The sequence below is a fragment of the Niveibacterium sp. genome, from assembly GCF_041909475.1.
Taxonomy (GTDB): domain Bacteria; phylum Pseudomonadota; class Gammaproteobacteria; order Burkholderiales; family Rhodocyclaceae; genus Niveibacterium.
In genome coordinates this window covers 19,110-42,319 of record NZ_JAYRDJ010000027.1, presented here as the reverse complement: position 1 = coordinate 42,319, position 23,210 = coordinate 19,110, and the positions used below count along the sequence as shown (strand labels likewise).

General features: G+C 66.7%; 19 protein-coding genes. 13 read left to right on the top strand and 6 right to left on the bottom strand.

All coding sequences use genetic code 11. The annotated features are described in order from the left end of the window. Nucleotide 1: 1 nt before the first annotated feature. From pelF to ACE3P0_RS16075, 6 genes are read right to left on the bottom strand one after another with little or no spacing between them, the layout of a single operon-like run. Nucleotides 2-1,552 (bottom strand): GT4 family glycosyltransferase PelF, encoded by a 1,551-nt coding sequence (pelF, locus tag ACE3P0_RS16100; protein ID WP_374403746.1) that lies wholly within the window; start codon nt 1,550-1,552, stop codon nt 2-4. Beyond that, nucleotides 1,549-2,547 carry a hypothetical protein gene (locus tag ACE3P0_RS16095; RefSeq protein ID WP_374403745.1) on the bottom strand — a complete coding sequence of 333 codons (999 nt, stop codon included), beginning with the start codon at nt 2,545-2,547 and terminating at the stop codon, nt 1,549-1,551. The genes pelF and ACE3P0_RS16095 overlap by 4 nt, the downstream gene beginning before the upstream one ends. Next, on the bottom strand, nt 2,507-3,883 hold the full coding sequence (locus ACE3P0_RS16090) for a PelD GGDEF domain-containing protein (RefSeq protein ID WP_374403744.1): 1,377 nt from the start codon (nt 3,881-3,883) through the stop codon (nt 2,507-2,509). Before ACE3P0_RS16090 ends, ACE3P0_RS16095 begins: the two co-directional genes overlap by 41 nt. Beyond that, nucleotides 3,884-4,429: a hypothetical protein gene (locus ACE3P0_RS16085; RefSeq protein ID WP_374403743.1), complete on the bottom strand. Its 546-nt coding sequence runs from the start codon at nt 4,427-4,429 to the stop codon at nt 3,884-3,886. A gap of 11 nt (nt 4,430-4,440) precedes the next feature. Continuing rightward, nucleotides 4,441-8,142: a tetratricopeptide repeat protein gene (locus ACE3P0_RS16080; RefSeq protein WP_374403742.1), complete on the bottom strand. Its 3,702-nt coding sequence runs from the start codon at nt 8,140-8,142 to the stop codon at nt 4,441-4,443. Then, nucleotides 8,102-10,888, bottom strand: a complete 2,787-nt coding sequence (locus ACE3P0_RS16075) for a bifunctional glycoside hydrolase 114/ polysaccharide deacetylase family protein (RefSeq protein WP_374403741.1) — start codon at nt 10,886-10,888, stop codon at nt 8,102-8,104. Before ACE3P0_RS16075 ends, ACE3P0_RS16080 begins: the two co-directional genes overlap by 41 nt. 211 nt (nt 10,889-11,099) lie before the next feature. Between ACE3P0_RS16075 and ilvA the strand changes: the two genes are divergently transcribed. The 13 genes from ilvA to ACE3P0_RS16010 all read left to right on the top strand — a co-directional run bounded on the left by ilvA (nt 11,100) and on the right by ACE3P0_RS16010 (nt 23,200). Continuing rightward, the gene (gene ilvA / locus ACE3P0_RS16070; RefSeq protein ID WP_374403740.1) at nt 11,100-12,611 is read left to right on the top strand and encodes a threonine ammonia-lyase, biosynthetic; all 1,512 of its coding nucleotides are present in this window, start codon (nt 11,100-11,102) and stop codon (nt 12,609-12,611) included. Between the two features lie 9 nt (nt 12,612-12,620). Continuing rightward, a complete protein-coding gene (locus tag ACE3P0_RS16065) occupies nt 12,621-13,043 on the top strand; it encodes an ion channel (protein ID WP_374403739.1) in 423 nt (140 codons plus the stop codon). An 85-nt stretch (nt 13,044-13,128) separates the two neighbouring features. Then, the gene (locus tag ACE3P0_RS16060; RefSeq protein WP_374403738.1) at nt 13,129-13,569 is read left to right on the top strand and encodes a GNAT family N-acetyltransferase; all 441 of its coding nucleotides are present in this window, start codon (nt 13,129-13,131) and stop codon (nt 13,567-13,569) included. A gap of 178 nt (nt 13,570-13,747) precedes the next feature. Next, nucleotides 13,748-14,665: an ABC transporter permease subunit gene (locus tag ACE3P0_RS16055; RefSeq protein ID WP_374403736.1), complete on the top strand. Its 918-nt coding sequence runs from the start codon at nt 13,748-13,750 to the stop codon at nt 14,663-14,665. Between the two features lie 4 nt (nt 14,666-14,669). Next, a complete protein-coding gene (gene malF, locus ACE3P0_RS16050) occupies nt 14,670-16,253 on the top strand; it encodes a maltose ABC transporter permease MalF (RefSeq protein ID WP_374403735.1) in 1,584 nt (527 codons plus the stop codon). Between the two features lie 4 nt (nt 16,254-16,257). Then, nucleotides 16,258-17,067 carry a glycoside hydrolase family 16 protein gene (locus ACE3P0_RS16045; protein WP_374403734.1) on the top strand — a complete coding sequence of 270 codons (810 nt, stop codon included), beginning with the start codon at nt 16,258-16,260 and terminating at the stop codon, nt 17,065-17,067. 129 nt (nt 17,068-17,196) lie between these two features. Next, nucleotides 17,197-17,739, top strand: a complete 543-nt coding sequence (locus tag ACE3P0_RS16040; RefSeq protein WP_374403732.1) for a hypothetical protein — start codon at nt 17,197-17,199, stop codon at nt 17,737-17,739. Continuing rightward, the gene (locus ACE3P0_RS16035) at nt 17,736-18,428 is read left to right on the top strand and encodes an ABC transporter ATP-binding protein (RefSeq protein WP_374403731.1); all 693 of its coding nucleotides are present in this window, start codon (nt 17,736-17,738) and stop codon (nt 18,426-18,428) included. The genes ACE3P0_RS16040 and ACE3P0_RS16035 overlap by 4 nt, the downstream gene beginning before the upstream one ends. Further along, nucleotides 18,425-19,654 (top strand): ABC transporter permease, encoded by a 1,230-nt coding sequence (locus tag ACE3P0_RS16030; protein WP_374403730.1) that lies wholly within the window; start codon nt 18,425-18,427, stop codon nt 19,652-19,654. The genes ACE3P0_RS16035 and ACE3P0_RS16030 overlap by 4 nt, the downstream gene beginning before the upstream one ends. After that, nucleotides 19,647-20,438, top strand: a complete 792-nt coding sequence (locus ACE3P0_RS16025; protein WP_374403729.1) for an outer membrane lipoprotein-sorting protein — start codon at nt 19,647-19,649, stop codon at nt 20,436-20,438. Before ACE3P0_RS16030 ends, ACE3P0_RS16025 begins: the two co-directional genes overlap by 8 nt. Continuing rightward, nucleotides 20,435-21,655, top strand: coding sequence for a hypothetical protein (locus ACE3P0_RS16020; RefSeq protein WP_374403728.1), 1,221 nt, complete (start codon nt 20,435-20,437; stop codon nt 21,653-21,655). Before ACE3P0_RS16025 ends, ACE3P0_RS16020 begins: the two co-directional genes overlap by 4 nt. A gap of 151 nt (nt 21,656-21,806) precedes the next feature. Then, nucleotides 21,807-22,592: an AHH domain-containing protein gene (locus ACE3P0_RS16015; RefSeq protein ID WP_374403727.1), complete on the top strand. Its 786-nt coding sequence runs from the start codon at nt 21,807-21,809 to the stop codon at nt 22,590-22,592. Between the two features lie 35 nt (nt 22,593-22,627). Continuing rightward, nucleotides 22,628-23,200 (top strand): imm11 family protein, encoded by a 573-nt coding sequence (locus ACE3P0_RS16010; RefSeq protein ID WP_374403726.1) that lies wholly within the window; start codon nt 22,628-22,630, stop codon nt 23,198-23,200. The last annotated feature ends 10 nt before the right edge of the window (nt 23,201-23,210 follow it).

The following is a 23,210-nucleotide window of genomic DNA, read 5'->3' as shown; positions in this document are numbered from 1 at the left end:
GTCAGCCCGCGGCGCGCTCCGCTGCGATCGGGCTGCGCGCGAGGGCATCCTCATACACCTCGCGGTAGCGGCCAAACATCAGCTCGTCGGTGTAGTAACGCTCGACCCGCGCGATGCCGGCCGCCTGCGCGGCAAACCAGGCCTGCGGTTGCAGCAGTTCGATCGCGGACTCCGCGAGCGCCTGCGGATCGGCAATGCCGACGACGCGGCCCGCCGCACCCAGCGCACGGTCGTCCTCATCCAGCCCGTACACCAGCTGGCGGCAGGAGCCGACATCGGTCGCCAGCGTCGGCACGCCGGCGGCGTAGCCTTCGAGGATCACCAGCGGCAGCGCTTCGGAGATGGAGGACAACACCACGAGGCCGATCTTCGGCATCAGCTCATCGATCTTCTGGAAGCCGAGGAACTTGAGGTTGTCCTCCAGCCCGAGGCTCGCCACCAGATCACGGCATTCCTGCGCATAGCCCGGATCTTCGTCCTCCGGGCCGGCGATCCAGCCCTGCACTTCCGGCAGGCGGTTGGCGACGATGCGCATCGCGCGGATGAAGGTCTTGATGTCCTTGATCGGCACGACGCGGCCGATCAGGCACAGCACTGGCGGCACGCCCGGTGCGCGTTTGTCGCGCAGCGCCGCCATGCGCTTCACCGCCACGCCGTTTGGGATGTTGCGCGTGCGCTCGGGCGCGGCACCGTCTGTGATCTGCCGCAGGCGGTTGGTTTCGTACAGCGCGATGATCGGATCGGCCGCGTCGTAGCACAGCCGCCCGAGCCATTCGAAGAAGCGGATCCACATCGTGCGGAAGTACGACAGCTCGGAGGGATCGCGCTGGAACACGTTGCGGTTGTCCTGAATCCACTCGCTCTGGTAGAGGTCGATCTTGCGTTCCTTGGTGTAGATGCCGTGCTCGGACAGGATCAGCGGCAGCCCGCGCGAACGCGCCAGCAGCGCGCCGAGGAAGCCGGCATAGCCGGTCGACACCGAATGCAGCGCGCGTACCGGGATCAACTCCTTCGCGATCCGCGCCAGCATCCACAGCGGCTGGTGCATGATCCGCACGGTCCAGAAGTAGTCGACGAAACTCGGATCGGTGCAGAAGCGCCGATAGCTCGACGTGATGACGCCCCAGGCCTGTTCGGAGTGCAGGAAATCATCGAGCGGCAGACAACCGCCGGGTGAGAGCTCCGGCGCCAGTGCGGCAAACGCCGAAAGATCGCGCGCGCCATGCTGGCGGAAGGTGTCGTGCAGCATCGTCACGCGCGCGAAAGCGGCGATATCACCCTTGCTGGGCTTGACCTCGATGCCGTGGCGCACCAGATCGTCGTGCATGAAGTGCGTTTCGACATGCACCACGTTGTCGGGCAGCGCGTACTTCGGCGCGCCGTAGTCGCTGCGCCGGCTGCCGAGGAACACGATGGCGAAACGGATCTCGGGAAACGCGCGGATGATCTGGTTCACCCAACTCGACACGCCACCCGATACGAACGGGAAGGTGCCTTCAAGCAGCAAGGCAACGTCGGCGGATTCGGCTTTCGGGAACACCGGCTCGCTCATGCCGCCCCCCAGAAGCGCAGCAGCGGTTCGAGGCGCGCGACGCTGCGGAAATCGCGCAGGCCACCGAGCAGGCGGATCACCTCGCGGTAGTCGTGCCGTTCGAAAGCCAGCTCGGCGAGATACGGCACCACGCGCGGTGGCGGAATGCCCAGCTCGGCCGCGCGCCGGTAAGCGGCCTCGGCCTCATCGGCGCGTTTGAGCTCATGCAGCAGATGGCCGTGGCGCAGATGCAGGCCGGCGTCGGCCGCCTCACTCAGCGCCTCTTCAAGGTAGCGCAGCGCTTCGCCGGCCGCGTGTCGCCGCAAATCGCCCTGCACCAGTCCCTGGTAGACCAGCTCCCAGTAAAGCGTGGAGAGCTGCTGCGCGGCACGCTGACGCACTGCGATGTCTTCCGCCGCGGCAAGGTATTCGGCGCGTGCCGTCTGGATCTGCGCATTAAGTTTCTTCTCGCGCGTCTCCAGCATGCCGTAGGCGAGCAGGCGTAAATCCTCGCTCGAATCACCGAGCAGGTCGCGCAGCACCGGGCTGGAGAACTGCGCCGGCGCATTCTGCAGCGCCACCAAGGCCTTCAGGCGCTGGTCGACCGGTGCACGATCGTTGTTGAGGAACTGGCGCAGGCCAGCCTGCCGGAAGGCGGTGGCATCGCGCCGCTCGTGTGGATCGAGCGCGGGCAGCGCGACCTCGTTGAAATGCCGCTTCACACGCAGACCCGGCATCAGCGGCAGTGCGATCAGGCCAACGCCGATGCCGACGAAACCCAGCACCGGAATGCACGCGCTGAGCGCGAAAAACAGCAGCCACACCGCGGCGCGGGGCCGTGCAAAATCCCACGGCACCAGCAGCAGCGCGAGGCTGGCCAGCAGTGCGCTGGCCGCCGAATGCGTGAGCATGAAGCCGAGAAAGGCCAGATCGGACTGCCGCCCGGTTTCGAGCATCTGCGCCCAGGCGCCGAGCTCAAGCAGGATGGCGTAGATCGCGAGCTTGATCTGCGACATCGCAGGCCTCCAGCACATGGGTGAGCAGCTCAGCCGCCGCGGCATCACCAATCCGCCACGAACGACTGCGGATGCCGGCCGCGTCGAGGCCGATACCACGATCGTTCTCGATCCAGCGCGACAGCCGCGCAAGGTAACCGTCGACCGCCTCGCTACCAGCCAGCGGCATCACCACCAGCAGGGCGCTGGGCTGATCGAGCGCGCCACGCACCAGCCACGACACATCGAGTGCGCGCCGCTGCCGCGCGACCGCCTCAGGCAGATCGCTCTGATCCGGGTTGGGCGCGAAACTCAGCGCCACCAGCATGCTCGGCACCGCCGATTCGACGCGCAACCGGATCAGACGTTGCAGTTCCAGCGCGAAGGGCTGCGGGCAGTCCGGCCAGACGCGGGTGAGTTCGGTGACGAGCTGCGTGCTGGAGAGATCGTCGCCGTAGAAGCCCAGCATCAGGTTGAGCATCTGCAGTGTCTCTTCCTGCAGCGCGAAGAAGGGCATCGCCTGCACCAGCATCAGCGCGTGCACCTCGCCGCGCGCATCGCTGACCGGCGCCACCGCGATGTAGTGGCTGTCGAGCCGCTCCGGCAGGCTTTCGATTGCGACATGCACCAGCACCCTCACCCGCTCGGCATGCCGCACCAGCGGATCATCCACCACCACCTCGAAGGGATCGCCGAGAAACACCGCTTCATCCGCGCTTGGCTTGCCGTCGCGCAGCGGCACCAGTGCTGCACGGTCCACCTGGCAGTACTGCGCGGTCAGGCGCAGGAACTCGCCCGCGGCCGGCAGCGCCTGCCCGGTCTGGGCCTGCCCGACCAGTGCGCGCAGCCCGGTCAGCGCATCGCGCATCGACACCGGGCGCGACAGCAGTTCCTGTTCGAGCCGGTCATGCGACAGGCGCAGCAGGTAGTGGTTGCGCGTGAGGCCGTCGAGCCGCTCGTCGAGGTAGTCCTGCATCGATTCGGCGCGGCGCACCCGCCCGCGCCACACCGACGAAAACTCGGCCGCCAGCATCACCGCGATCAGGCCGCCGAGAAAATAAGATTTCGGCAGCGCACGCCAGCCGCTGCTGTAGCCGATCAGCCCGAACCACAGCAGGAACACCATCGCTGCACTGAGCAAACCGACCAGCGGGCCGTAGCGCAAGGCCAGCACCAGCGACGCGAGCCAGATCCACGGGAATTCCTCGCGCGTGAAGAAGGGGTCGGCCGGGCTGAACCACACACCGAGCGCCACCGCGATACCCGGCAGCAGCAGAATTTCGAGCGCCGCGGAGTAGCCGACCCGGTAGGGCGCGAGCCAGCGGCGCAACTTGCCGAACACTGCGCGCAAGGGCACTCAGCGTCCGCGCAGCGCCGGTGAGATCAGGTCGCGCATCAGTTTCTGCGCAACCCCTGCGAGCGACTCACGGCTCCAGCCACTCTTGGCACCGACGGATGACCACACGACGCGGCCATCGGCCACATCGATCACCTGAACCGACACGCCGACCACCGGCTCGCCATCCACGCCGACCTTGTAGCGCCATTCATGCACCGTGCCGCTCAAGGCGTAGCGCGCTTCCTGCCCGCGCGCCCATTCAAGCGCCTTGTCGCGCGAGGAACCCTGACCCGGTTCGAGCAGGTTGTCGTCCTCCAGCCGCTCGGGGTAGCTGCGCACATCGGCAACACCCAGGCTGGGCATCAATGCGGCCGCGAGGCTGGCGGCGCGCTGCCCGGCGAGCGGGGTCTCGGTGGCGTTGGCAAAGGGCAGCACCGCCCAACGCGCATCACGGGCGAAGTCGGCGGGCGGCGCCTTGTCCAGCGTGGCACATCCGGCCGCGGCCAGCACTGCACCCAGCAGCAACAAACGCGCAAGGCAAACGAACAGCCCGTGAAACCTCATGTCAGTCCTCATCAGAAGTCGATCCAGTAACGCATGCCGAACACCGTGGTCGAGGAAATGCTCGCGGTCTGCCCTTGCTCGCGCCGGAAGTCGATCGCGGCGTGGTCACCGCCGAGCACACTGCCCGCCAGCCCGGCCGAGACATCGAAGCCGAGCCCCGAGCTGCTGTTCCAGCTCATGCCGAGACTGCCGTAGGGGCGCCAGCCGCGACTGTAGTCGGTGGCGAACTTCGTGTCGCTGCGCAGGCGCAAGCCCACCAGATCATAGCCCTGCGGCAGCAGCGAGGCGATCGGCAGCTCGGCCGCACGGCCGCTAGGCTGTGCCCCCGTGTTGCTCACGCGGTAGCGGGTGACGAAGGCCTCAGCGAAGAAATCGCGCGCCTGTGGCCGCAACGCGTGGCTGTAGCTGAGCGACAGCAGGCGGCCATAGCCCAGCGTCCGAGCGGTTTGCGTCGCGTAACGCGACCACTCCAGCTGCAGCGATAGCCGGTCGCGCGCATCGATCGCCCAGCCCGCCTCGACCGCCGCAACATCGCGCCAGCCGAGCGCACGCAGGGCCAGCGTTTCCGTTGCCGGGTCGCGCCAGGCAAGCTTCCAGCCGAAGTCGGCATTCGCGAACAGGCGCCCGCTCTGCGATGCACGCAGCCCCGCCCAGCGTTCGGCGGCGGCATAACTGCCGACCTCCAGCTTCACGACACCGTCGCTCGTGCGCCATGCGAGCCCCAGCGCGCCATAGCGCATGTCCGGCACGTCCACGCTGGTGTCGGTAACGCTGCGCGCGGTATCGCCCAACACAAGGTTCAAGCGCAGCGAGGGCGTGAGCTGGGTTGCGGTGGCGAGCGTCGTCTCGCGCTCGCGCCAGTTGCCGGCACCAAAGCGGCCGTAGTCTGCCGCGGAGGCCTGGACGTCCACCCGGCTCGCCTGCGTCGGCAACACTTCAGCCAGTTGCAGCTGCAAGGCCTCATCGTCGCGCTGCGCGCCCTGCGCCTCGAAGGCAATCGTCGCAGCCAGCGCATCGTCACCGCGATTGCGCGCAACGGTGATCTGCTCGTAACGCGACACGGCGCCGCCCCAGCGATCCTGCAGCGCGGCGGCGCGCGCCATGTCGCCTTCGTTGATCGCGGCCGCCATGTCCGCCCACAAGGGCAATTGCTCGTGCCGCGCGTAGGCCGACCACAGGTAAGCGCGCACCGATTCAGGCAGCCCCTGATCCTGGTACCAGGCCAGCACCAGCTCGCGGCTGGCGGCATCCACCGGCGCGCCCGCATCGCGGTCGAGCCGCAGCAGACCACGCAGCGCCGCCAGCGCCGGGTCACCCGGCTTGAGCACATTCGCCAGCCGCACCCAGGCGGCACGGCGCGCGGCGTCCGGCACCGCATCGGTGTTCGCTGCGGGCATGTTGCGGGTTCGCCACGCGGCGGCCCGCAGTCGCCACGCGCGGTCGGCCTGCTGATCCTGCTCGTAGGCGTCGGCGAGATTCATCATCCACAGGAAGTCGCCGCGGTGCGCCGCGGCCCGCGGAGCGAGGTAGCGATCGAGCGCAACGCGCGGCAGCGACAAGGCCATCCACGCTGCGGCCAGCACATCGTGCAAGGCCGGGTCTCGCGCCCACACCACCTCGTGCTTCGCCAACACGCGCCGCAGCGTAGTCGTGTCGCGGCGGTCGATGAGCTGCCACAGGAAGGCCTCGCGCGCTTCGGCGTCCTGCGGCGTGAGCGCGAGCAACTGGCGCAGATCGGCGAGCGCCGCGGCGCCCTTGCCGGTCTCGCGCAGGTAGCGTGCGCGCAGGCGCAGGAAGCGCGGATCGGCCTGTACGCTGGCCAGCGCCGCAGCATCCAGCTCGCCGAGCACACGGCCAAACGCGCTCCATGCCCCGGCCGCGGCGTAGAGATCGAGCGCGCGTAGCAGCCGGTCCGGCGTCGGGAAGTGGCGCCAGGCCTGCACCGCGAGGTCGGCGGCGCGCGCCGGCTCTTCCGCCGCGAGCAGGTCGATCAGCACATCGTAGTCGTTCGCCGACGCGGTGCCGGCACCGATCATGCGCGCGTAGGCCGCCTCGGCGGTGTCGTCGCGCTGCAGCAGTTGCGCGATGTTGCCCAGACGCCGCCAGTAGCTGGCGTCGCTCGCCAGCGCCTGATCCCGTGCGGCGTCGAGCGCATCGTAGGCGGCCCGCAGTTCGCCGCGCAGCAGGTGGAAGCCCGAGCGCTTGAAGGCGCGCGCCACATCGGCACCGAAGCGCGCATCCATGTCGCGCAGCGTCGCGATCGCGAGCGGCAGATCAGCCGCGCGTTCGGCGATGTCGGCGAGTGCCTGCAGCACGGCGCGCTCCGGGCGGCGCCGGGCGATCTCGCGCAGATAGGCGATGGCCGCTTCCGGATCGCCGACGCGTTCGTAAGCGTCGACGAGCGCGCCGAGCAGGCGGTCATCGCCCGGACGCTCCGCCACGCGCTGCCGCAGGCCGAGGATCAGCGCTTCGTCGTCGAACAGGCCGGGGGCGAGGCGCAGCAGCGCATCGGTGGTCTCGCCCTTCTCGCCATGTTCGGCGAGCCAGCGCCAGTGGCGCAGCGCCTCCTGCGGGCGCCCCGACCACTCCGACACCTGCGCCAGGCGCAGGCGCCACGCGGCGTTGTCCGGCGCCTGGCGCACCGCGGATGCGGCCACGCGCCAGGCCTCGTCGAGTTCGCGATTGGCGAGGAAGACTTCGTAGCCCAGCGTGTAACGGCGGTCGTCGAAGGGCAACCGCGGTTCGCCGCGGGCACCGTCACGGGTGGCGGGCTCGACCTCGGCTGCCGCGAGGCGCAGTTGCACATCGCCCCACAGGCGCGCCCATGCGGCACGTTCGAGCTGTTGCAGCAGCGAGAGCTTGAGCATCTGCCGCGCGTACTTCGATGCAATGTCGGGCCGCCCGGCCGCGAGCGCCAGCCGCGTGAGGTATTCGAGCACCTCGGGGTCGTTGGAGAGCCCGCGCAACTCGCGCTCGGCCAGCGCCAGTGCATCGGCCACGCGGCCGCTCTGGCGCATCACGCCCACCGCCTCGAAGTACAGCCGGCGCGCCGCGAGCGGCCGCAGCTCGCGCCGCCGCGCGATCATCAGCACTTCGGCGGCGGCCTCGTACTCGCCGGCCGAGAGATAGCTGCGCGACTGTTCGGCGAACCAATCCACCGGCAGCGCGCCGCTTGCGCTGTTGCGATAGATCGTCAACGCCAATGCACGATCGCCCAGCTCCAGCGCACGGCGGGCCAGCTCGAAACGATCCATTTCGGACACCGGCAGGCGCGCGAGCTCATGCAGTTCCTGCAGCAGGGCGCGTCGCACCGCATCGCGCCGGGTGTCGTCCGTCGCAAGCCGGCGCCACTCCTGCTCGGCCACTTCCCACAGCAGCATGCGTGCCTCAATGCGCCGCGGCACGTCGTCTGCGAGCAACGGCATCAGCACCCGACGGGCAGCGGCGAAATCATTGCGGCTGAGCCATTGCCGCGCAAGCCGCAGGCGCAACTCGGGATTGGCGGGGTCCGTGCGCAGCATCGCGTTGAGGTAGCTGACCGTGAGCTCGTCACCGCGGGTATCGCGCAGGATGCGGTCGAGCAGCGCGGAGTAGGGATACATCAGCGTCAGCGCGACCAGTACCAGCAGCACGAACAGCGGCAGTACGCCGCGTGGCAGCAGGTGCGGGCGCTTATGGCGCGCGACAGCTAAGGTCGATCGTTGCCGCAGCATCGTCGAGGTGGAAGCGTTGGTAGGGGCCAACCTGGCGCGGGGTGAGCGTGCGCCGCGCCGCGCTGACGCGACACGCCTCAGCGCCGGCCAGGTCGAACTCGAGCGGGCCATGGCCGTGCAGCGCAAAGCGCATGCCGGTGGGCGTCGTCGCCAGTGCGCTGACGCCCGCGTTCGCACCGGCCAATCGCGCACCGTTGCGCGCCGCGCCGAAGGCGATGCGCGCCTGGGTATCAGCGAGGATCAGATAGCGCCCGTCGGGGCCCTCCGCCCAGCCGGCAAGGCCCCTACTGCCCGCCAGTTTCGGTTCGCCGAGCGCAGCGGGCGCGCGCAGCGACCGCAGCGCCCCGAGCCCGCGCAACAGGTAGCTGCCATCGGTGACATCGCGTGCCAGCGCGACGCGGTTGAAGTCCGTCGCGATGCGGATGAATTCGGAGGGGAAGACCGGCCGCGTCGTCTGCGACATCGCCCAGTCGTAGGCCTCGCGCAAGGAACGCAGCGAGGCCGGCTTGCTCGCTGCATAGGTGTGGTAGTAGATATCAATCGGCTTGATGCGGCGCGGCTCGCCGGTCATACGGAAGGTTTCGACGACGCGGCGAAAACCGTAGAACGGACCACGCCAGAGGTTGGTGTAGACGTTCTCGTTCATCACCGGCGCGTAAACCTGAAAGCGCCCTGCGAGCCGCACACCGAGCGCCGAGACCTCGGTCATCGTCGGGTTTGCCTCGGTGGCGCGCGTGTTGCCGCCGTTCATGTTGAGCAGCCCCGCCGACGCCGCTTCATCGAGCGCTGCAACGCTGGGCACCGCATCGCCCGACCACAGCAGGATGCCGACGGGCTTGCCGGGTGGCGCGAGGCGCTTGCGGATGTATTCGGCCGACGCGGTGATCTCGCGCGCAAGCGACGGCACGTAGCCGGGCACATCGAGGTGGTAGTCGGCATCCTCGTCGGCACTTGCGTCCCCCGCTTCGACCTTGCGCCACTTGAAGGGGTGCGAGTAGGTGTGGGTGGCGATCTCGACGTTGGGCAACGCAAAGCCGCGCCGCGCGATCGATTCCAGCGCGGGGCTGTCCTTTGGATACAGCCCGTCCGGCGCGACCTCGGCCTCGATCACGCTCAGCGCGTGCGGAATCGGATAGCGGCTGATCAGCTGATCGACCATCACCTCGGCGGCGTAGGGGCTGCCGGCAAACTCGGCGCGCGACGGGAAGCCATCGCCATCGACATGCGCAAACAGCATGCGCCGGCCCGCGTCGCTTGTGGTGTCGGGCATCGGCAGATCGGGCAGCGCGAGTGCAGCCTTGAGGAAGCGGAAGGGGTCGACGACCCAGCGCGAGGCTTCGAGCGTGGTCGAAATCTCGATCACCGCATAGCTGCCGAGCGCGAGACCACCCCAGCGGGTGATCGCCACCGCGTCGTAGAGGCGACCTTGCTCGTCGCGCAAGCGCGCCCACGACTCGCCGGCGCCATCTTCGATGCGTACGCCGACCAGGCGGCGCCGGTTCATCGGCGGCTCGATCTCGAATCCGACTGCCTCGTGACGGCGTTCCAGCGTCAGCTTGCCGACCGGCGCCGGCGTGCGGATCAGACCGGTTGCGCGTGCGAACGCAGCATCCGCAGCGAAACCCGGCGCCTCGAACACCGCGATGCGAAGGCCTGCCGCGATCTGATCCAGCACCCACTTGCGATAGCGCACCTGCGGCTCCGGCGCCAACTGCCCGCCAAACCAGCTGACGATGCCGGCGTAGCGACCAGGGTCCAGCGCGGGCAGCGGTTTGTTCACATCGAAGTAGTCGGCGACATAGCCAAAGTAGTTCAGCGGCATCTCGGCGAAGCGATGCGCCGAGCGGTAGTGCAGCGCGCTCGCCTCGCGCCCATCGACCATCACCGCGATGTGCCGCGGCATCACCTCCACCGAGCTGACCCCCAGTGTGCCGAGCGTGCCGTCGGCCACCCAGGGGATGAAGCCGGCCCCGCGGATGCGGCGGGCGGTGTCGCGCGCCAGCTCGCGGTCGGCCGGCGGCACATAGTCGATCGCGATCGCCGCAAGCTTCCAGCGCTCGCGTACCGCGCGCAGCTGGTCGCCAAGCCAGGCGCGGTCGGCCTCCGGCACTTCACGGTAGCTGCGGGTATCGTGCGCATAACCGCGGAACAGCGATTCGGCCGCCACGCCTTCGAGATCGCCGGCGATCTGTGGCAGCAACTCGAAGCCGCGGTTGCTGATCAGCCGAATGCCGGGGAAGCGGCTGCGCAGCGTGTGGATCAGGCTGACGATGCCGCGCTGCTGGGCGGCCGGGTCGGCCTGCGCACCGCCGAGCTGGTAGGAATCCATCGTATCGAGGAAGAAGCCACGCCAGCCCTTCGCCCACAGCGGTGCAACCACACGTTCGGCGAAGAAGGCCGGCCAGCCGGCGGCACGCTGGTCGATCAGGATCGAAGCCCAGGTCTTGTTGGTGCCGAGCTGCCAGTTCGCCGGGATGTCTTTCGCGAAAGCGCGCGAAGGCTGCACTTCGCCAACGCTGACATAGGCGAACAACTCGCTGCCGCTGGGGGCAGCCTCCGGCCCGCGATAGGCCACCGGATCGAAGTTGTGATCGGGGTCGACCACCGCCACGTCGAAGGCCTTGAGTTCGTCGAGCGGCGCATCGGCGCCGTAGTGGAAGGCAATCGACGAGAGGGCGAGCACCGGCTGCGACAGACACGCCGCCAGCATGAATACGCACAACCACTTGCCGATCGTCTTGCTCATCTCGCTCCCGGCCCGCGTCCGCTGTGATGCCCATGGGCGAGCCCTGTGCCGAGTATAGCCAGCCCTGGCGCCGCTCTGCGCTCGACTGGGCGGATTTGGCCTTTGTTTGCAAGCCCGCCGAGCACGGCACCTACTTTGCGCACTGCAGCAGCGCCTGCTACCCTGACCGACTCCGTCACCCCCCGACGGGCGCCCATCGTCAGAAACCACCATGCAGACCGACTATCTTGAACGCATCCTGAACGCCAACGTCTACGACGTCGCCATCGAAACGCCGCTTGAAGCCGCGCCGAACATGTCGGCCCGCGCGCATAACCGCATCCTGCTCAAGCGCGAAGACATGCAACCGGTGTTCTCGTTCAAGATTCGCGGCGCCTACAACAAGATTGCGAAGCTTTCGGCCAAGGCGCGTGAGCGCGGCGTGATCTGCGCTTCGGCGGGCAACCACGCGCAGGGCGTTGCGTTGTCGGCCGCCAAGATGGGCATCCGCGCCGTAATCGTGATGCCGGCCACGACACCGGCGATCAAGGTCGATGCAGTGCGCGCGCGCGGCGGTGAGGTGGTGCTGCACGGCACCTCGTACGACGAGGCCTACGGCCACGCGAAAGAGCTGGAGCAAGCGGAGAAGCTGACCTTCGTGCATCCGTTCGACGATCCGGACGTGATCGCGGGCCAGGGCACGATCGGCATGGAGATCCTGCGTCAGCACCCGAAGCCGATCCACGCGGTGTTCTGCGCGATCGGCGGCGGCGGGCTGATCGCCGGCGTAGCTGCCTACATCAAGCGCCTGCGACCCGAGACGAAGATCATCGGCGTCGAAACCTATGATGCCGACGCCATGGCGCGCTCGCTCGCAGCCGGCGAACGCGTCAAGCTCGACCATGTCGGCCTCTTCGCCGACGGCACCGCGGTGAAGCTAGTCGGCGAAGAAACCTTCCGCCTGTGCAAGGATCTGGTCGACGAAGTCGTGCTGGTCGACACCGACGCGATCTGCGCCGCGATCAAGGATGTGTTCGAGGACACCCGCTCGATCCTGGAACCCTCCGGTGCGCTGGCGATTGCCGGCGCCAAGGCCTACGCCGCGCAACACAAGCTGCGCGACAAGACGCTGGTGGCCGTGGCCTCCGGCGCCAACACCAATTTTGACCGCCTGCGCTTCGTCGCCGAGCGTGCCGAGATCGGCGAGCAGCGCGAAGCGGTGCTGGCGGTGACGATCCCCGAGAAGGCCGGCAGCTTCCGCAAGTTCTGCACCCTGCTCGGCAACCGCAACATCACCGAGTTCAACTACCGCTACGGCGACAGCCAGACCGCGCATGTGTTCGTCGGCGTGCAGGTGCATTCGCGTGCCGAATCCCTGAAGCTGGTCGACACCCTGCGCCGGCATGAGCTCGACACGCTCGATCTGACCGACGACGAGATGGCCAAGCTGCATGTGCGCCACATGGTCGGCGGCCACGCCCCGGCGGCGGACCACGAACGCGTGCTGCGCTTCATCTTCCCGGAACGGCCGGGCGCGCTGATGACCTTCCTGAACCACATGCGTTCGGACTGGAACATCTCGCTGTTCCACTACCGCAACCACGGCGCCGACTATGGCCGGGTGCTGGTCGGCATCCAGGTGCCGCCACAGGACGACGCGGAGTTCTCCGCCTTCCTCGACAAGCTCGGCTATGAGTACGTCGACGAGACGAACAACCCCGCCTACAAGATGTTCCTCGGGTAGCACACGATGATGATGGAGCTGATCCTGGTCGCGGGCGGCGGCTTCATCGCGAACTTCGTCGTGCAGATCGCCGCCGGGGTGCTGATCGTCCGCATGGTCGACGGCCTCGGCAAGCGCTGGCTGGCCAAGGGCCGGCTGGCGGGCGGCGTGAAGACGCTGTCGGCCGTGACCTTCGCGCTGCTGTTCACCTTCCTGCTGCAACTGACGATCTGGGCTGCGATCTTCGAAGCGCTCGGCCAGTTCGACGACTTCGAAACCGCGCTGTACCACTCCGCGGTGAACTTTGCGACGCTGGGCTATGGCGACATCGTGATGCAGGCGCCCTGGCGCATCCTCGGCCCGCTCGAAGCGATCTGCGGCAACCTCACGCTGGGCATCGCGGTCGGTGTTCTGGTCAATGCACTGCGGGTGATCCAGAGCACCGAGCGTTGATGCGAATCAGGCGGCCGGCCGGCTGAGCCGCCGATACTCGGGGCTCCCCCCGATACCGCCGGCCGCGCCGGCACAGGCCGCCACCATGCAAACCCGACCCATCACGCCGGCCGAGCTTCCGCGGCTCGCCGCCATCTTCATCGACGTTTTCAACGCCCCGCCCTGGCAAGATGGCTGGACGCTCGACATCGCGATCGAACGGCTCGAAGCCCTCGCCGCCAACCCGCATGCGCGCGGCTTCGCGATCTGGGAACAGGACCAACCGCTGGGCTTCGCGCTCGGCGCACGCGAACGCTGGAACGACGGCTGGTTCTTCTCGCTGCGCGAACTGTGCGTCGCCCGCAACCGGCAACGCGAAGGCGTCGGCCGCCGCCTGATCGACGCGATGTGCGCCGACCTGCTGGAAGAAGGCATCAGCTCGATCAACCTGCAAACCGGCATCGACGCCCCCGCGCACAGCTTCTTCGCCAAGATCGGCTTCAGCGAGATGCCACTGGTGACGATGGGAAAACTGCTGCGGCGCTGAGGCGGCAAGCACCGCTCGCGCCGCACAGCGCGCAGGCGACGTCGGCCACGCAGGTACAGCTCGCGATTCCAGGCGCACGCAACGCAGAAATCGTCAATCCGATACCCGCAGCCGCGAATAGAATCGCGCCGCTGCGGGCTTGGCGTGCATTGGCGTCCTGACAACAAGGCGGTTTCTCATGGGCATGGTGGTCGGGCGGGAAGTGGTGTGGCGCAGGCGCGTGGCGCATGTGGGGATCTGGCTCGCGCTGGCCTTGATCCTGTACCCGTTCGCGAACATGCTGTGGCAGGCGGTCACCGCGTACAGCACTGCGGAAACCGCCACCCGATGGTGGCCGCGCTTTACCGCAGACCACTTGCTGATGGTGCTGGGGTGGCGTGATCAGGTGGATGAATACGGTGGGCGGATGGCCGCGCGGGTCGAGTTCTGGCGGTGGATGTGGAACTCGGTGAAAGTCGCGGCAATCACGACAGCGCTTGCCACCACGCTTGCGCTAACCACCGCCTACGCCTTCGCGCGCCTGCGCTTTGCCGGCCGCGCCTCGCTCGACAACCTGCTCTACATGAGCCACTTCTTCCCCGGCATGCTGCTCGCGGTGGCGTACTGGAGCATCTTCGACCGCATCGGTGACACATTTCCGGCGATTGGCCTCGACACGCACGGTGGCCTGGTGCTGGCGCTCACTGGTCAGGCCACCTTGGGCATGGTCTGGGCCTTCAAGGGTTACTTCGAACAGTTGCCGCTGGAAATCGAAGAGGCCGCGCGTATCGACGGTGCGACCGACTGGCAGACCTTCCGTGCCATCGCGCCGCCACTCGCCCGGCCGATGATCGTGGTGATGGCCTTGTTGCTGACAACCGGCCTGATGTACGAGCCGATGCTCAGTTCCGCGCTGCTGACCGGGTCGGATTCGGCGACCCTGCCGATCGGGCTGAATCGATTCACGGTAGCCGCCGGCAGTGCGGGCAATGGCACCTCGGTTGCGTTGCACGAATTCGCAGCGGCAGCCCTGCTCGCTTCGCTACCGGGCGTGCTGGTGTTCGTCTTCGCGCAGCGCTGGATGGATCAATCGCTCGCCGGTTCGGTGAAAGGCTGACGCGATGAACGACATGCCACCGCACACACGGGTCGCTGCGCCGATCGCGCAGCCGCGGCGAATCGACCCACGCTGGCGCGAACGCGCCGCGCTGTGGGGGCCACGCGCGCTCGGCATCGCAGCCGTGCTGCCTGGGCTTGCCATCGTGTTGAAGCTGTACCTCACCGGGCAATGGTTGTTTGGCGTGATTGCGCTGAGCGTGGTGGCTGCCGGCAGCTTCGTGTATCAGCAGGCGCGCAGCAGTGCATGGCGCTTCCTGTTTCCCGGGCTGCTCGCGGCGGCGCTCTTCGTGGTGTTGCCGATCGCCTACACGGTATCGCTGAGCACATCGAACTATTCGTCGCAGAACCTGCTGACCTTCGGCCGCGCGACCGACTACCTGCTGTCGAACCGCTACATGCCGGTGGGTGCGCAGCGCTATGGCTTTGCTTTGCTGCCCGAGGGCAAGCGTTACCGCGCCCGGCTGGAGAGTGAAACCGGCCAGATTTTCCTGAGTGAGACCTTCACTCTGGGCCATACAGACAAGCCGGTCGCGATGACGCAAATCGCCGATGGCGCGGTCGACGCACAAGCCGACACGGCGACACTGGTACGCCTCGTCGGTGCGCTGAAGACGCTTGTGCTGCAGTTGCCAGACGGCAGCACGGCACAGATGTCATCACTGCACAGCTTCGACACCAGCAAACCGCTATACCTGCGGCGCAGCGACGGCACGCTGGTGAACCAGCAGGATCACAGTGTGCTGCGCGCAAACCACCGCAGCGGCTACTACGAAACCGCGAGCGGTGAGAAGGTCGCGCCCGGTTTCACCGTGTCGGTCGGCCCCGCGCAATTTCTGAAGCTGCTCACCGACGAGGGCCTCAGCAAACCTTTCCTGAAGGTGTTCGGCTGGACGCTCGCCTACAGCGGCCTCACAGTGCTGCTGTCCTTTGCGGCAGGCCTGGCGCTTGCCACGGTGTTGAGCTGGCAGGAACTGCGCTGGCGCGAAACCTACAAACTGCTGTTCTACCTGCCCAGCGCAGTGCCGATGATGATTGCGGTGCTGATCGTGAAGATGATGTTCTTCACCAACACCGGCGAAGTGAATGCGGTGCTCGACACCGTATTCGGCATCCGGCCGGAGTGGTTCCACTCGCCCACGCTGGCGCGCACGATGGTCGTCATTGTCAGTGTGTGGCTGCATTTCCCGTACATGATGATGTTGTGCCTGGGCCTGATCCGCGCGATCCCGGCTGAGCTGTATGAAGCCTCAGCACTGGCCGGCGCAGGCCCCCTGACGAACTTCACGCAGATCACGCTGCCGCTGATCGCGCGGCCTATCCTGCCGGTGCTGATCGCCAGTTTCGCCAGCACCTTCAACAACGCGGCTCTGATCGTTTTCCTGACGGACGGCAACCCGTCCTACCTCGACACACGCGATCCGGTCGGCATGACGGATCTGCTCGCCTCCGCCACCTACCGCATCGCATTCTTCAGCGGCAGCAACTTCGGCCTCGCGGCCGCGATCTCGGTGCTGCTGTTCCTGATCGTCGCCGTGCTCGCATTCGCAAGCCTGCGCCTGACGCGCAACACCGGAAGCCTCAACTGACACCATGGCCGACACCCCGCGCAACCCGCTCGAAAAACCCGGTTACGAACTCGTCTTCAACGACGATTTCGATTCGCCCGCCCTCAATACCGCCAACTGGCTGCCGCTCTACCTTCCACAGTGGAGTTCGCGCGAGCGCTCGCGACCGAACTACCGCATCGCCGACAGCCAGCTTGTGCTGCAGATCACCGCGGACCAGCAGCCCTGGTGCCCGGAATTCAACGGTGCGGTGAAGGTCAGCAACCTGCAGACGGGCGTGTCTGCCGGGCCGCTCGGCAGCGCGCAGGGCCAGCACCGCTTCTCGGTCGATTGCCGCGTGCGAGAAGAACAAGCGCCGCAACAGCTGTTCTGCCCGCAGTACGGTTACATCGAGATCCGCTGCCGTGGCGGGCGCGGGCTGCGCAATGTGTTCGGCTTCTGGATGATCGGCTTCGAAGACACGCCGCAGCGCTCCGCCGAGATCTGCCCCTTCGAACTGAAGGGCTGGAATGCCGGCAGCGAGCGCGCAACGCTGGGCTTCGGCCTGCACCCCTTCGGCGACCCGACGATTCGCGACGAATTCTTCGAACGCGAATTCCCGATCGACGCCACCGAGTTCCACCTCTACGCGGTCGATTGGTCGCCGGAAGGCGTCGCCTTCTACCTCGACAACCAGCTGATCCATCGCTCGCCGCAGTCGCCCGCCTACCCGATGCAGTTGATGCTGAACCTCTACGAACTGCCCCCGGCGGACGACCGGCCCGACGCAGCCCCCAGCTACCCCACCGAATTCGCGATCGACTACGTGCGCGGCTGGCGCAGGCAGGGCGGCTGAGCGCGCCGCGACTCGCGCAGCACAGTCGCATTTCGCCCCCCTTCGCTGTCGATTCGTCGCTCGCCTGCTGCCAGCCATGCGGCGGCTCGCGACACTGGCGCCATTCCCTCACACCCCAGGAGATGCGCCATGAAGACCCCGCTTCGCTCGATCCTTGTTGCCCTCAGCCTCGTCGGCTGCCTCGCTGCGCCGCTGGCCCATGCGTACGACGCCGCCGCCTGGCAGGCCGCGCAGGCTGACTTCCAGCGCGCCAATGCAGGCGAATCCGGCGCCGCCGCCGAAGCCGCGGACAAGTTCGCGAAGCTCGTCGCCGCGGAACCGGGCAACCCCTTGCTGCTCGCCTACCTCGGTTCCGCCGAATCCATGCAGGGGCGCGACGCGACCTTCCCCTGGAAGAAGATGAAGTTCGCCGAAGCCGGCATCGCCGACCTCGACCGCGCGCTCGCCCTGCTTAAGCCGGAGCACGCACAAGCCCCCGCCGGCGGCGTCTCGATTGCCAACGAGGTGAAGGTCACCGCAGCGAGCACCTTCCTCGGCCTGCCGGGTTTCTTCAACCGCGGCGAGGCCGGGGCGAAGCTGGCCCATGAACTCGCGGCGCAGCCGGGTTTCGCAACGATGCCGGAGCGCTATCGCAACGCCGTGCTCAAACTCACCGCGCAGGCCAAGCAATGAACACCGCGCTGCGCGACAGCACGCCGGTCGTCACGATGCGCGGCGTCAGCAAGGCCTACCGGCTCGGCGAAGTGCAGGTGCCGGCGTTGCATGCGGCCGACCTCGACGTGCGCAGCGGTGAGATGGTCGCGCTGACCGGCCCCTCCGGCAGCGGAAAGAGCACGCTGCTGCATATCGCCGGCTTGATCGACACCGCCGATACGGGCGACTACGCACTCGCTGGCACCGCGACCACACAGCTCAACGAAGCACGCCGCACGCAACTGCGCCGCAACGCGATCGGCTTCGTGTTCCAGAGCTTCAATCTGGTGCCGGTGATGACGGTGGCCGAGAACGTCGAGTACCCGCTGTTCCTCGACGGTGTGCCGCGCCGCGAAGCGCGCGAGCGCGTTGCGGCAATGCTGGCGCGCGTCGGCCTCGCAGATCGCGCCAGGCACCGCCCGGACGAACTCTCCGGCGGCCAACGCCAGCGTGTGGCGATCGCACGCGCGCTGGTCAAACAGCCGCGCCTGCTGATCGCCGACGAGCCCACCGCCAACCTCGATTCGCACACCGCGGACGAAGTGATCACCGTGATCCGCGCGCTGTGCCACGAAGCCGGCACCGCCTGCCTGATCGCCACCCATGACGACCGCCTCACCGCGCACTGCGACCGTGTGCTCGCGCTGCGTGACGGAGTGCTGCAATGACCACCTCGCTCATCCGCTGGGTCCGCTTCGCGCTGCGCAACACGCTGCGCAACCGGCGCCGCTCGCTCGCCACCGTCACCCTCACTGCGCTGGGTAGCGCGGCGATCCTGATCGGCGGCGGCTTCGCGCTCTACACCTACGAATCGCTGCAGCAAGCGGCCGCACGCGACACCGGCCACCTGATCGTCGCCACGAAAGACTTCTTCGATCGCGAGGAAGACACGCCGATGCAATTCGGCATCGAACACTTCGACACGCTGCGCGACACGCTGCTGACCCACCGCGAAGCGCGCTATGTGCTGCCGCGGCTGCACTTCTCCGGCCTCATCAGCAACGGCGACAAATCGGTCGTGATGATCGGCAGCGGCGTCGACCCGCAGGCCGAGTTCTCGGTGCGCGGCCCCTTCCTGCAACTGAAGGCGGGCAAGCTGCTCAACGAGGATTCCGCCAAGGGGCCGGATGTGCTGATCGGCGCCGAGCTGGCGAAGAGCCTCAAGGCCGGCCCCGGCAGTGCACTGACCCTGCTCGGCTCCACCACCGCCGGCGCGCTCAACGCGATCGACGTGAAGGTGCGCGGCGTGGTCAGCAGTGGCGTGCCGGACATCGACAAGCGCCTGGTGCTGACCAGCCTCGCGACGGCGCAAGGCCTGCTCGCCACCGACAAGGTCAGCAGCGTCGGCGTGTACCTCGCCGACATGGCCCAGACCGCCACGATGCGCGCCAGGCTCGCACCTCAGATCGCGCCCCTCACGATGCGCAGCTGGGAAGAAGAGGCCTTCTTCTACAAGGCGGTGCGCGGGCTGTACGACCGCATCTTCGGCGGGCTCGGCCTGGTCATCGGCCTGATCGTCGTCGGCGTGGTGGCCGGCGCCATGGCGATGGCGATCGTTGAGCGCACCCGCGAGATCGGCACCTTGCGGGCGATGGGCACCTCACCATGGCAACTCGTGCGTGCCTTCGCGATCGAGGGCGCGGCACTCGGCGCGGCGGGCGGTTTGCTCGGCGCGCTGGTGGCTGGCGGCGTCACCGTCGCGCTGATGTTTGCCGGCCTGCAGATGCCGCCGCCGCCGGGGCGCTCGGTCGGCTACCCGCTGTTCATCACATTCTCGCCCGAGCTGGCCTTGATCACGCTCGCGGCTGTCAGCGTGCTGGCGATGATCTCGGCGGCCGTCGTCGCGCGCATCGCAGTGAAGAAGCCGATTGTGGAGGCGCTGGGCCATGTTTGATTTGACGATGAAAAGCCTTGCCGCGGATTTCGCAAATGCACGCGGATTAATGACCAGGCACTGGTTTGGCGGAATCCTTCTTGCGCTGCTGTGCGGCACGGCACAGGCGGAAAGCCCCGAAGCCCTGCTCAAGCGCGCCGATGCCTGGCGGCTGTCGGCCGACAACATGAAGGTCGAAACACGCATCGAGGTGATGAAGAACGGCGCGCTGGAGAAGGAGCGCGACTACCTCGTCTTCCTGCGCCCCGGCCGCGAATCGCTGGTGCTGATGCAATCGCCGGCCGAGAAGGGCCAGAAGGTGCTGATGAAGGCCGACGACTTCTGGATGATCCTGCCCGGCAGCCAGCGGCCGATCCGCATCACGCCGACGCAGAAGCTGATCGGCGACGCTGCGGCGGGCGACGTTGCAACGCTGTCGTGGTCGGAAGACTACGCGCCGGCACAAACCGAAGCGGAGAAATGCGAAAGCGTGGCTTGCACCCACCTCACGCTGAAGGCGAAACAGGCATCGGTGACCTACGCCCGCATCGAGCTCTGGGTGGACACGAAGACCGCACAACCCATCAGGGCGGATCTTTTCGTGGTGTCGGAGAAGCTCGCCAAGCGCGCGAGCTTCGAAGTGGGCACGGTGTCCGGCAAGCCGCAGGTGACACGCATGATCATCGACGACGAGATTCTCACCAACCGCCGTACCGTGCTGCACTACCGCAGCCGCATCGCCTACGAAGCACCGGAAGCATGGTTCAACCCGATGTACCTGACCCGCAACACGGTCGCGCCATGAAGTCTTTGATCGCCCTGTCGGCAGCATTGTTGAGCGGCGTTGCAAGCGCCGCCGACTGGCCGCAGACCACACTGGATTGGACGCTGCGCGCCCAGGCCGAAGCACGCAGCGCCAACCCGGATTCCGCCCTCGCACCCGCCGCCGGCCTGCTCGGCGCGGGGCGCGACTGTGGCGCCGGCGAAGTACGATTGCGCGGCCGCGTCGGACAGGTCGGTTTCGCCGGGCAGGCCTGGGCGGCAAGCTGCGACCCGGGCGGCGTCAACCGTGACGGCCGCGTCGACGAGCTGTTCTGGGAAGGCGAGGCCGGCCCGCTGCATTTCACGCTGGGCAAGAAAGTGGTGAGCTGGGATGTCGGCTTCGCTTTTCGCCCGCTCGACGTGGTACAGCGCGAGAATCGCCGCGCACTGATCGACCAGCAGCTCGAAGGCGTGCCGGTGGTAATGCTGGAACACTTCAGCTCGCGCCTGGCCTCGACGCTGGTCTTCGCCAACCCGGGCCAAAGTGACGAAGCCCTGCGGCGCGACGAGCAGGCGCTCGCCTGGCGCGGCTTCGCGCAAACGTCGATGGCGGACCTGCATCTGCTCGCCCGCTGGGGTGCGCAGGAACGCGCAAGCCTCGGCGCCGGCTTTTCGTCGGTGCCGCTTGATTCGCTCGAGGTGCACGCTTCGGCCCGTTGGGGTCAGCGCGCCACCCGCCTCGTCAGCGATTGGCACACGGGGATCCCGCTCGCCACCGCATCGCCCTGGCACGACGAAGTCGGCGGCGCGTTCTGGCAAGCCTTGGTCGGCACACAGTGGACTGGCGAGAACAAGATCTCCGTGCTCGCCGAAGCCTGGTACGACGGCACCGCACGCACCGCGTCGGAATGGGACGCCTGGCGCACACACAACGCCGCCATCAGCGCCTTCGCCTATGCGCCTGACGTCGCCCGCGCCGGCAACCTCGCGTGGAACGCACAGGCACTCGGCCAGGTGAACCTGCACCGCACCAACCTGCTGCTGCGCGCCGCCTACGGCGGCGACACCTGGCAAACGGAGATCGACTGGCTATTCACCCCTGCCGACGGCGGCAGCGTGCTCAGCGCCGCCCTCGCCTGGCAAGGCGACCGCCTGCGCATCGAAGCCGGCCTGCGCACCTACCTCGGCCCCAGCGACGCGATCTACCGTCAGCTGCCGGATCGCGGTAACGCGTATCTGCTGGCGACGTTGCCGTTCTAGGACGGCAGCATCCGCGCGCCCCTTCTCCACTGCGGAGACCGTTCTCAAAGCTTGCGCTATATTTGAATGACGATGCTGATTAGATGTTGCAGGCGAAATTCGCCTTAAGACAGTGCCGGCGCTCGTCCAATTTGATCAGGAGAGTAGAAACATGACTGAACTCACTGAGAGTGTGTTGATCGGCATGGTACTGGAGCACGCCAGGAAAGATTGCCCCTTCTGTCTCAGCAACGAGAAGGCGAAACCTGATCCGCTGCCAGTCAGTAAGGACGAGGCCAGTTGGGAAGAGGATGCGGACAAATTGATCGACAATGACCCGGGTGAGCTCGAAAAAAACATGAGTATCCCCCGTCCTCAGGACTGGTTTCTGGAGCCCGCAGTGGCAGATGAATTGAATATCCAGAAACCACACAAAATCACCCCAAACCCGCACCACCTCATCCCAGGCAATGAAGCGCTGAAGCAGGTTCCAACGCTCCTGCTCTGGATATTCGCGGACAAGGGCAAAATCGAAAACGATATTGGTTACGACGTTAACAACGGCGAGAACGGCATCTGGTTGCCAAGCAACAACTCAATGCGTGGAGTGTCGTGGTGGAGCGGAGACACATACATCATTCGTAAGGCCAAATATGCGAAGTCGGCGATGAAGGTGGCCCGTGGACTGTTTCATGATCGCCATATCGATCCATACTCGGAGTTCGTACAGAAGCTTCTGAACAAGATTGCGGACCGGATGAACGGCCTTCAAGCGCAAGACCCAAAATGCCCGTACAAAGTAGAGAAAGGCCAAGGAATTCGCTTCAAACCGCCGTATGCGCTGATTAACCGCCTCAACGGTGTTTCGCAACGTTTGAGCGGCTACCTCCACACCAACGCAAAACCAACCAACTACATCTACACGTCTAAACTCGTGAAGAAAGCGCGCGAGGTGTAGCAGATGTTCAACGAAGTAATCCAGGAGAGGGCGGGATGAGCAGTTACTACATGCTTGAGTGCATTGCTCCGGAGGATTGGGATGATCCTGCGCTAGTGGAGGGGATCGCTCCGCCACCGGGCGAAGATTCGTGGCGACTCGGACGGCGATTCCTCAATCCACCAACCCAGCCGATCGAAGTCTTTCTTCATGCCGATTACGGCGTCCAGCTCAAAGAGCTACGCAATGTTGACGCCCTGCTCATGACAAGGCGTCTGCACAAAGCGCTTCTGGACGCGGGAGTCAGTAACCTCGACGCCTACCCTGCAATCATCCGACACCGTAGCCGCCCATTTGTGACCGACGACTATCTCGCCTGCAACCTGATCGGGCTCGTGTCGGCGGTCGACGCGGCAAAGTCGAAAATCATTGGATCAAGCGTTGACGGGTTAATCGACACCGACTTTGAATCCGTCGCGCTGGATGACAACAAAGCGCTCGGCGCACTGATGTTCCGTCTCGCGGAGAACACCAGCGCCGTTGTGGTGCATGAGTCAGTGAAGAACTGTCTTCAAACCCACGGGTTCGACATGCTGACCTTCGTACCGCCAAGCGAATGGATCGGATGACCCTAGCGCC

Bases quoted from the DNA above. Each gene is read 5' to 3' on its own strand.
- ACE3P0_RS16075 (WP_374403741.1), bottom strand. From the start codon at position 10,888: ATGAGCAAGACGATCGGCAAGTGGTTGTGCGTATTCATGCTGGCGGCG.
- ACE3P0_RS16065 (WP_374403739.1), top strand. From the start codon at position 12,621: ATGATGGAGCTGATCCTGGTCGCGGGCGGCGGCTTCATCGCGAACTTC.
- ACE3P0_RS16040 (WP_374403732.1), top strand. From the start codon at position 17,197: ATGAAGACCCCGCTTCGCTCGATCCTTGTTGCCCTCAGCCTCGTCGGC.
- ACE3P0_RS16010 (WP_374403726.1), top strand. From the start codon at position 22,628: ATGAGCAGTTACTACATGCTTGAGTGCATTGCTCCGGAGGATTGGGAT.
- malF (WP_374403735.1), top strand. From the start codon at position 14,670: ATGAACGACATGCCACCGCACACACGGGTCGCTGCGCCGATCGCGCAG.
- ACE3P0_RS16030 (WP_374403730.1), top strand. From the start codon at position 18,425: ATGACCACCTCGCTCATCCGCTGGGTCCGCTTCGCGCTGCGCAACACG.
- ACE3P0_RS16045 (WP_374403734.1), top strand. From the start codon at position 16,258: ATGGCCGACACCCCGCGCAACCCGCTCGAAAAACCCGGTTACGAACTC.
- ilvA (WP_374403740.1), top strand. From the start codon at position 11,100: ATGCAGACCGACTATCTTGAACGCATCCTGAACGCCAACGTCTACGAC.
- ACE3P0_RS16015 (WP_374403727.1), top strand. From the start codon at position 21,807: ATGACTGAACTCACTGAGAGTGTGTTGATCGGCATGGTACTGGAGCAC.
- ACE3P0_RS16095 (WP_374403745.1), bottom strand. From the start codon at position 2,547: ATGTCGCAGATCAAGCTCGCGATCTACGCCATCCTGCTTGAGCTCGGC.
- ACE3P0_RS16025 (WP_374403729.1), top strand. From the start codon at position 19,647: ATGTTTGATTTGACGATGAAAAGCCTTGCCGCGGATTTCGCAAATGCA.
- ACE3P0_RS16020 (WP_374403728.1), top strand. From the start codon at position 20,435: ATGAAGTCTTTGATCGCCCTGTCGGCAGCATTGTTGAGCGGCGTTGCA.
- ACE3P0_RS16080 (WP_374403742.1), bottom strand. From the start codon at position 8,142: ATGCTGCGGCAACGATCGACCTTAGCTGTCGCGCGCCATAAGCGCCCG.
- ACE3P0_RS16035 (WP_374403731.1), top strand. From the start codon at position 17,736: ATGAACACCGCGCTGCGCGACAGCACGCCGGTCGTCACGATGCGCGGC.
- ACE3P0_RS16055 (WP_374403736.1), top strand. From the start codon at position 13,748: ATGGGCATGGTGGTCGGGCGGGAAGTGGTGTGGCGCAGGCGCGTGGCG.
- ACE3P0_RS16085 (WP_374403743.1), bottom strand. From the start codon at position 4,429: ATGAGGTTTCACGGGCTGTTCGTTTGCCTTGCGCGTTTGTTGCTGCTG.
- ACE3P0_RS16060 (WP_374403738.1), top strand. From the start codon at position 13,129: ATGCAAACCCGACCCATCACGCCGGCCGAGCTTCCGCGGCTCGCCGCC.
- pelF (WP_374403746.1), bottom strand. From the start codon at position 1,552: ATGAGCGAGCCGGTGTTCCCGAAAGCCGAATCCGCCGACGTTGCCTTG.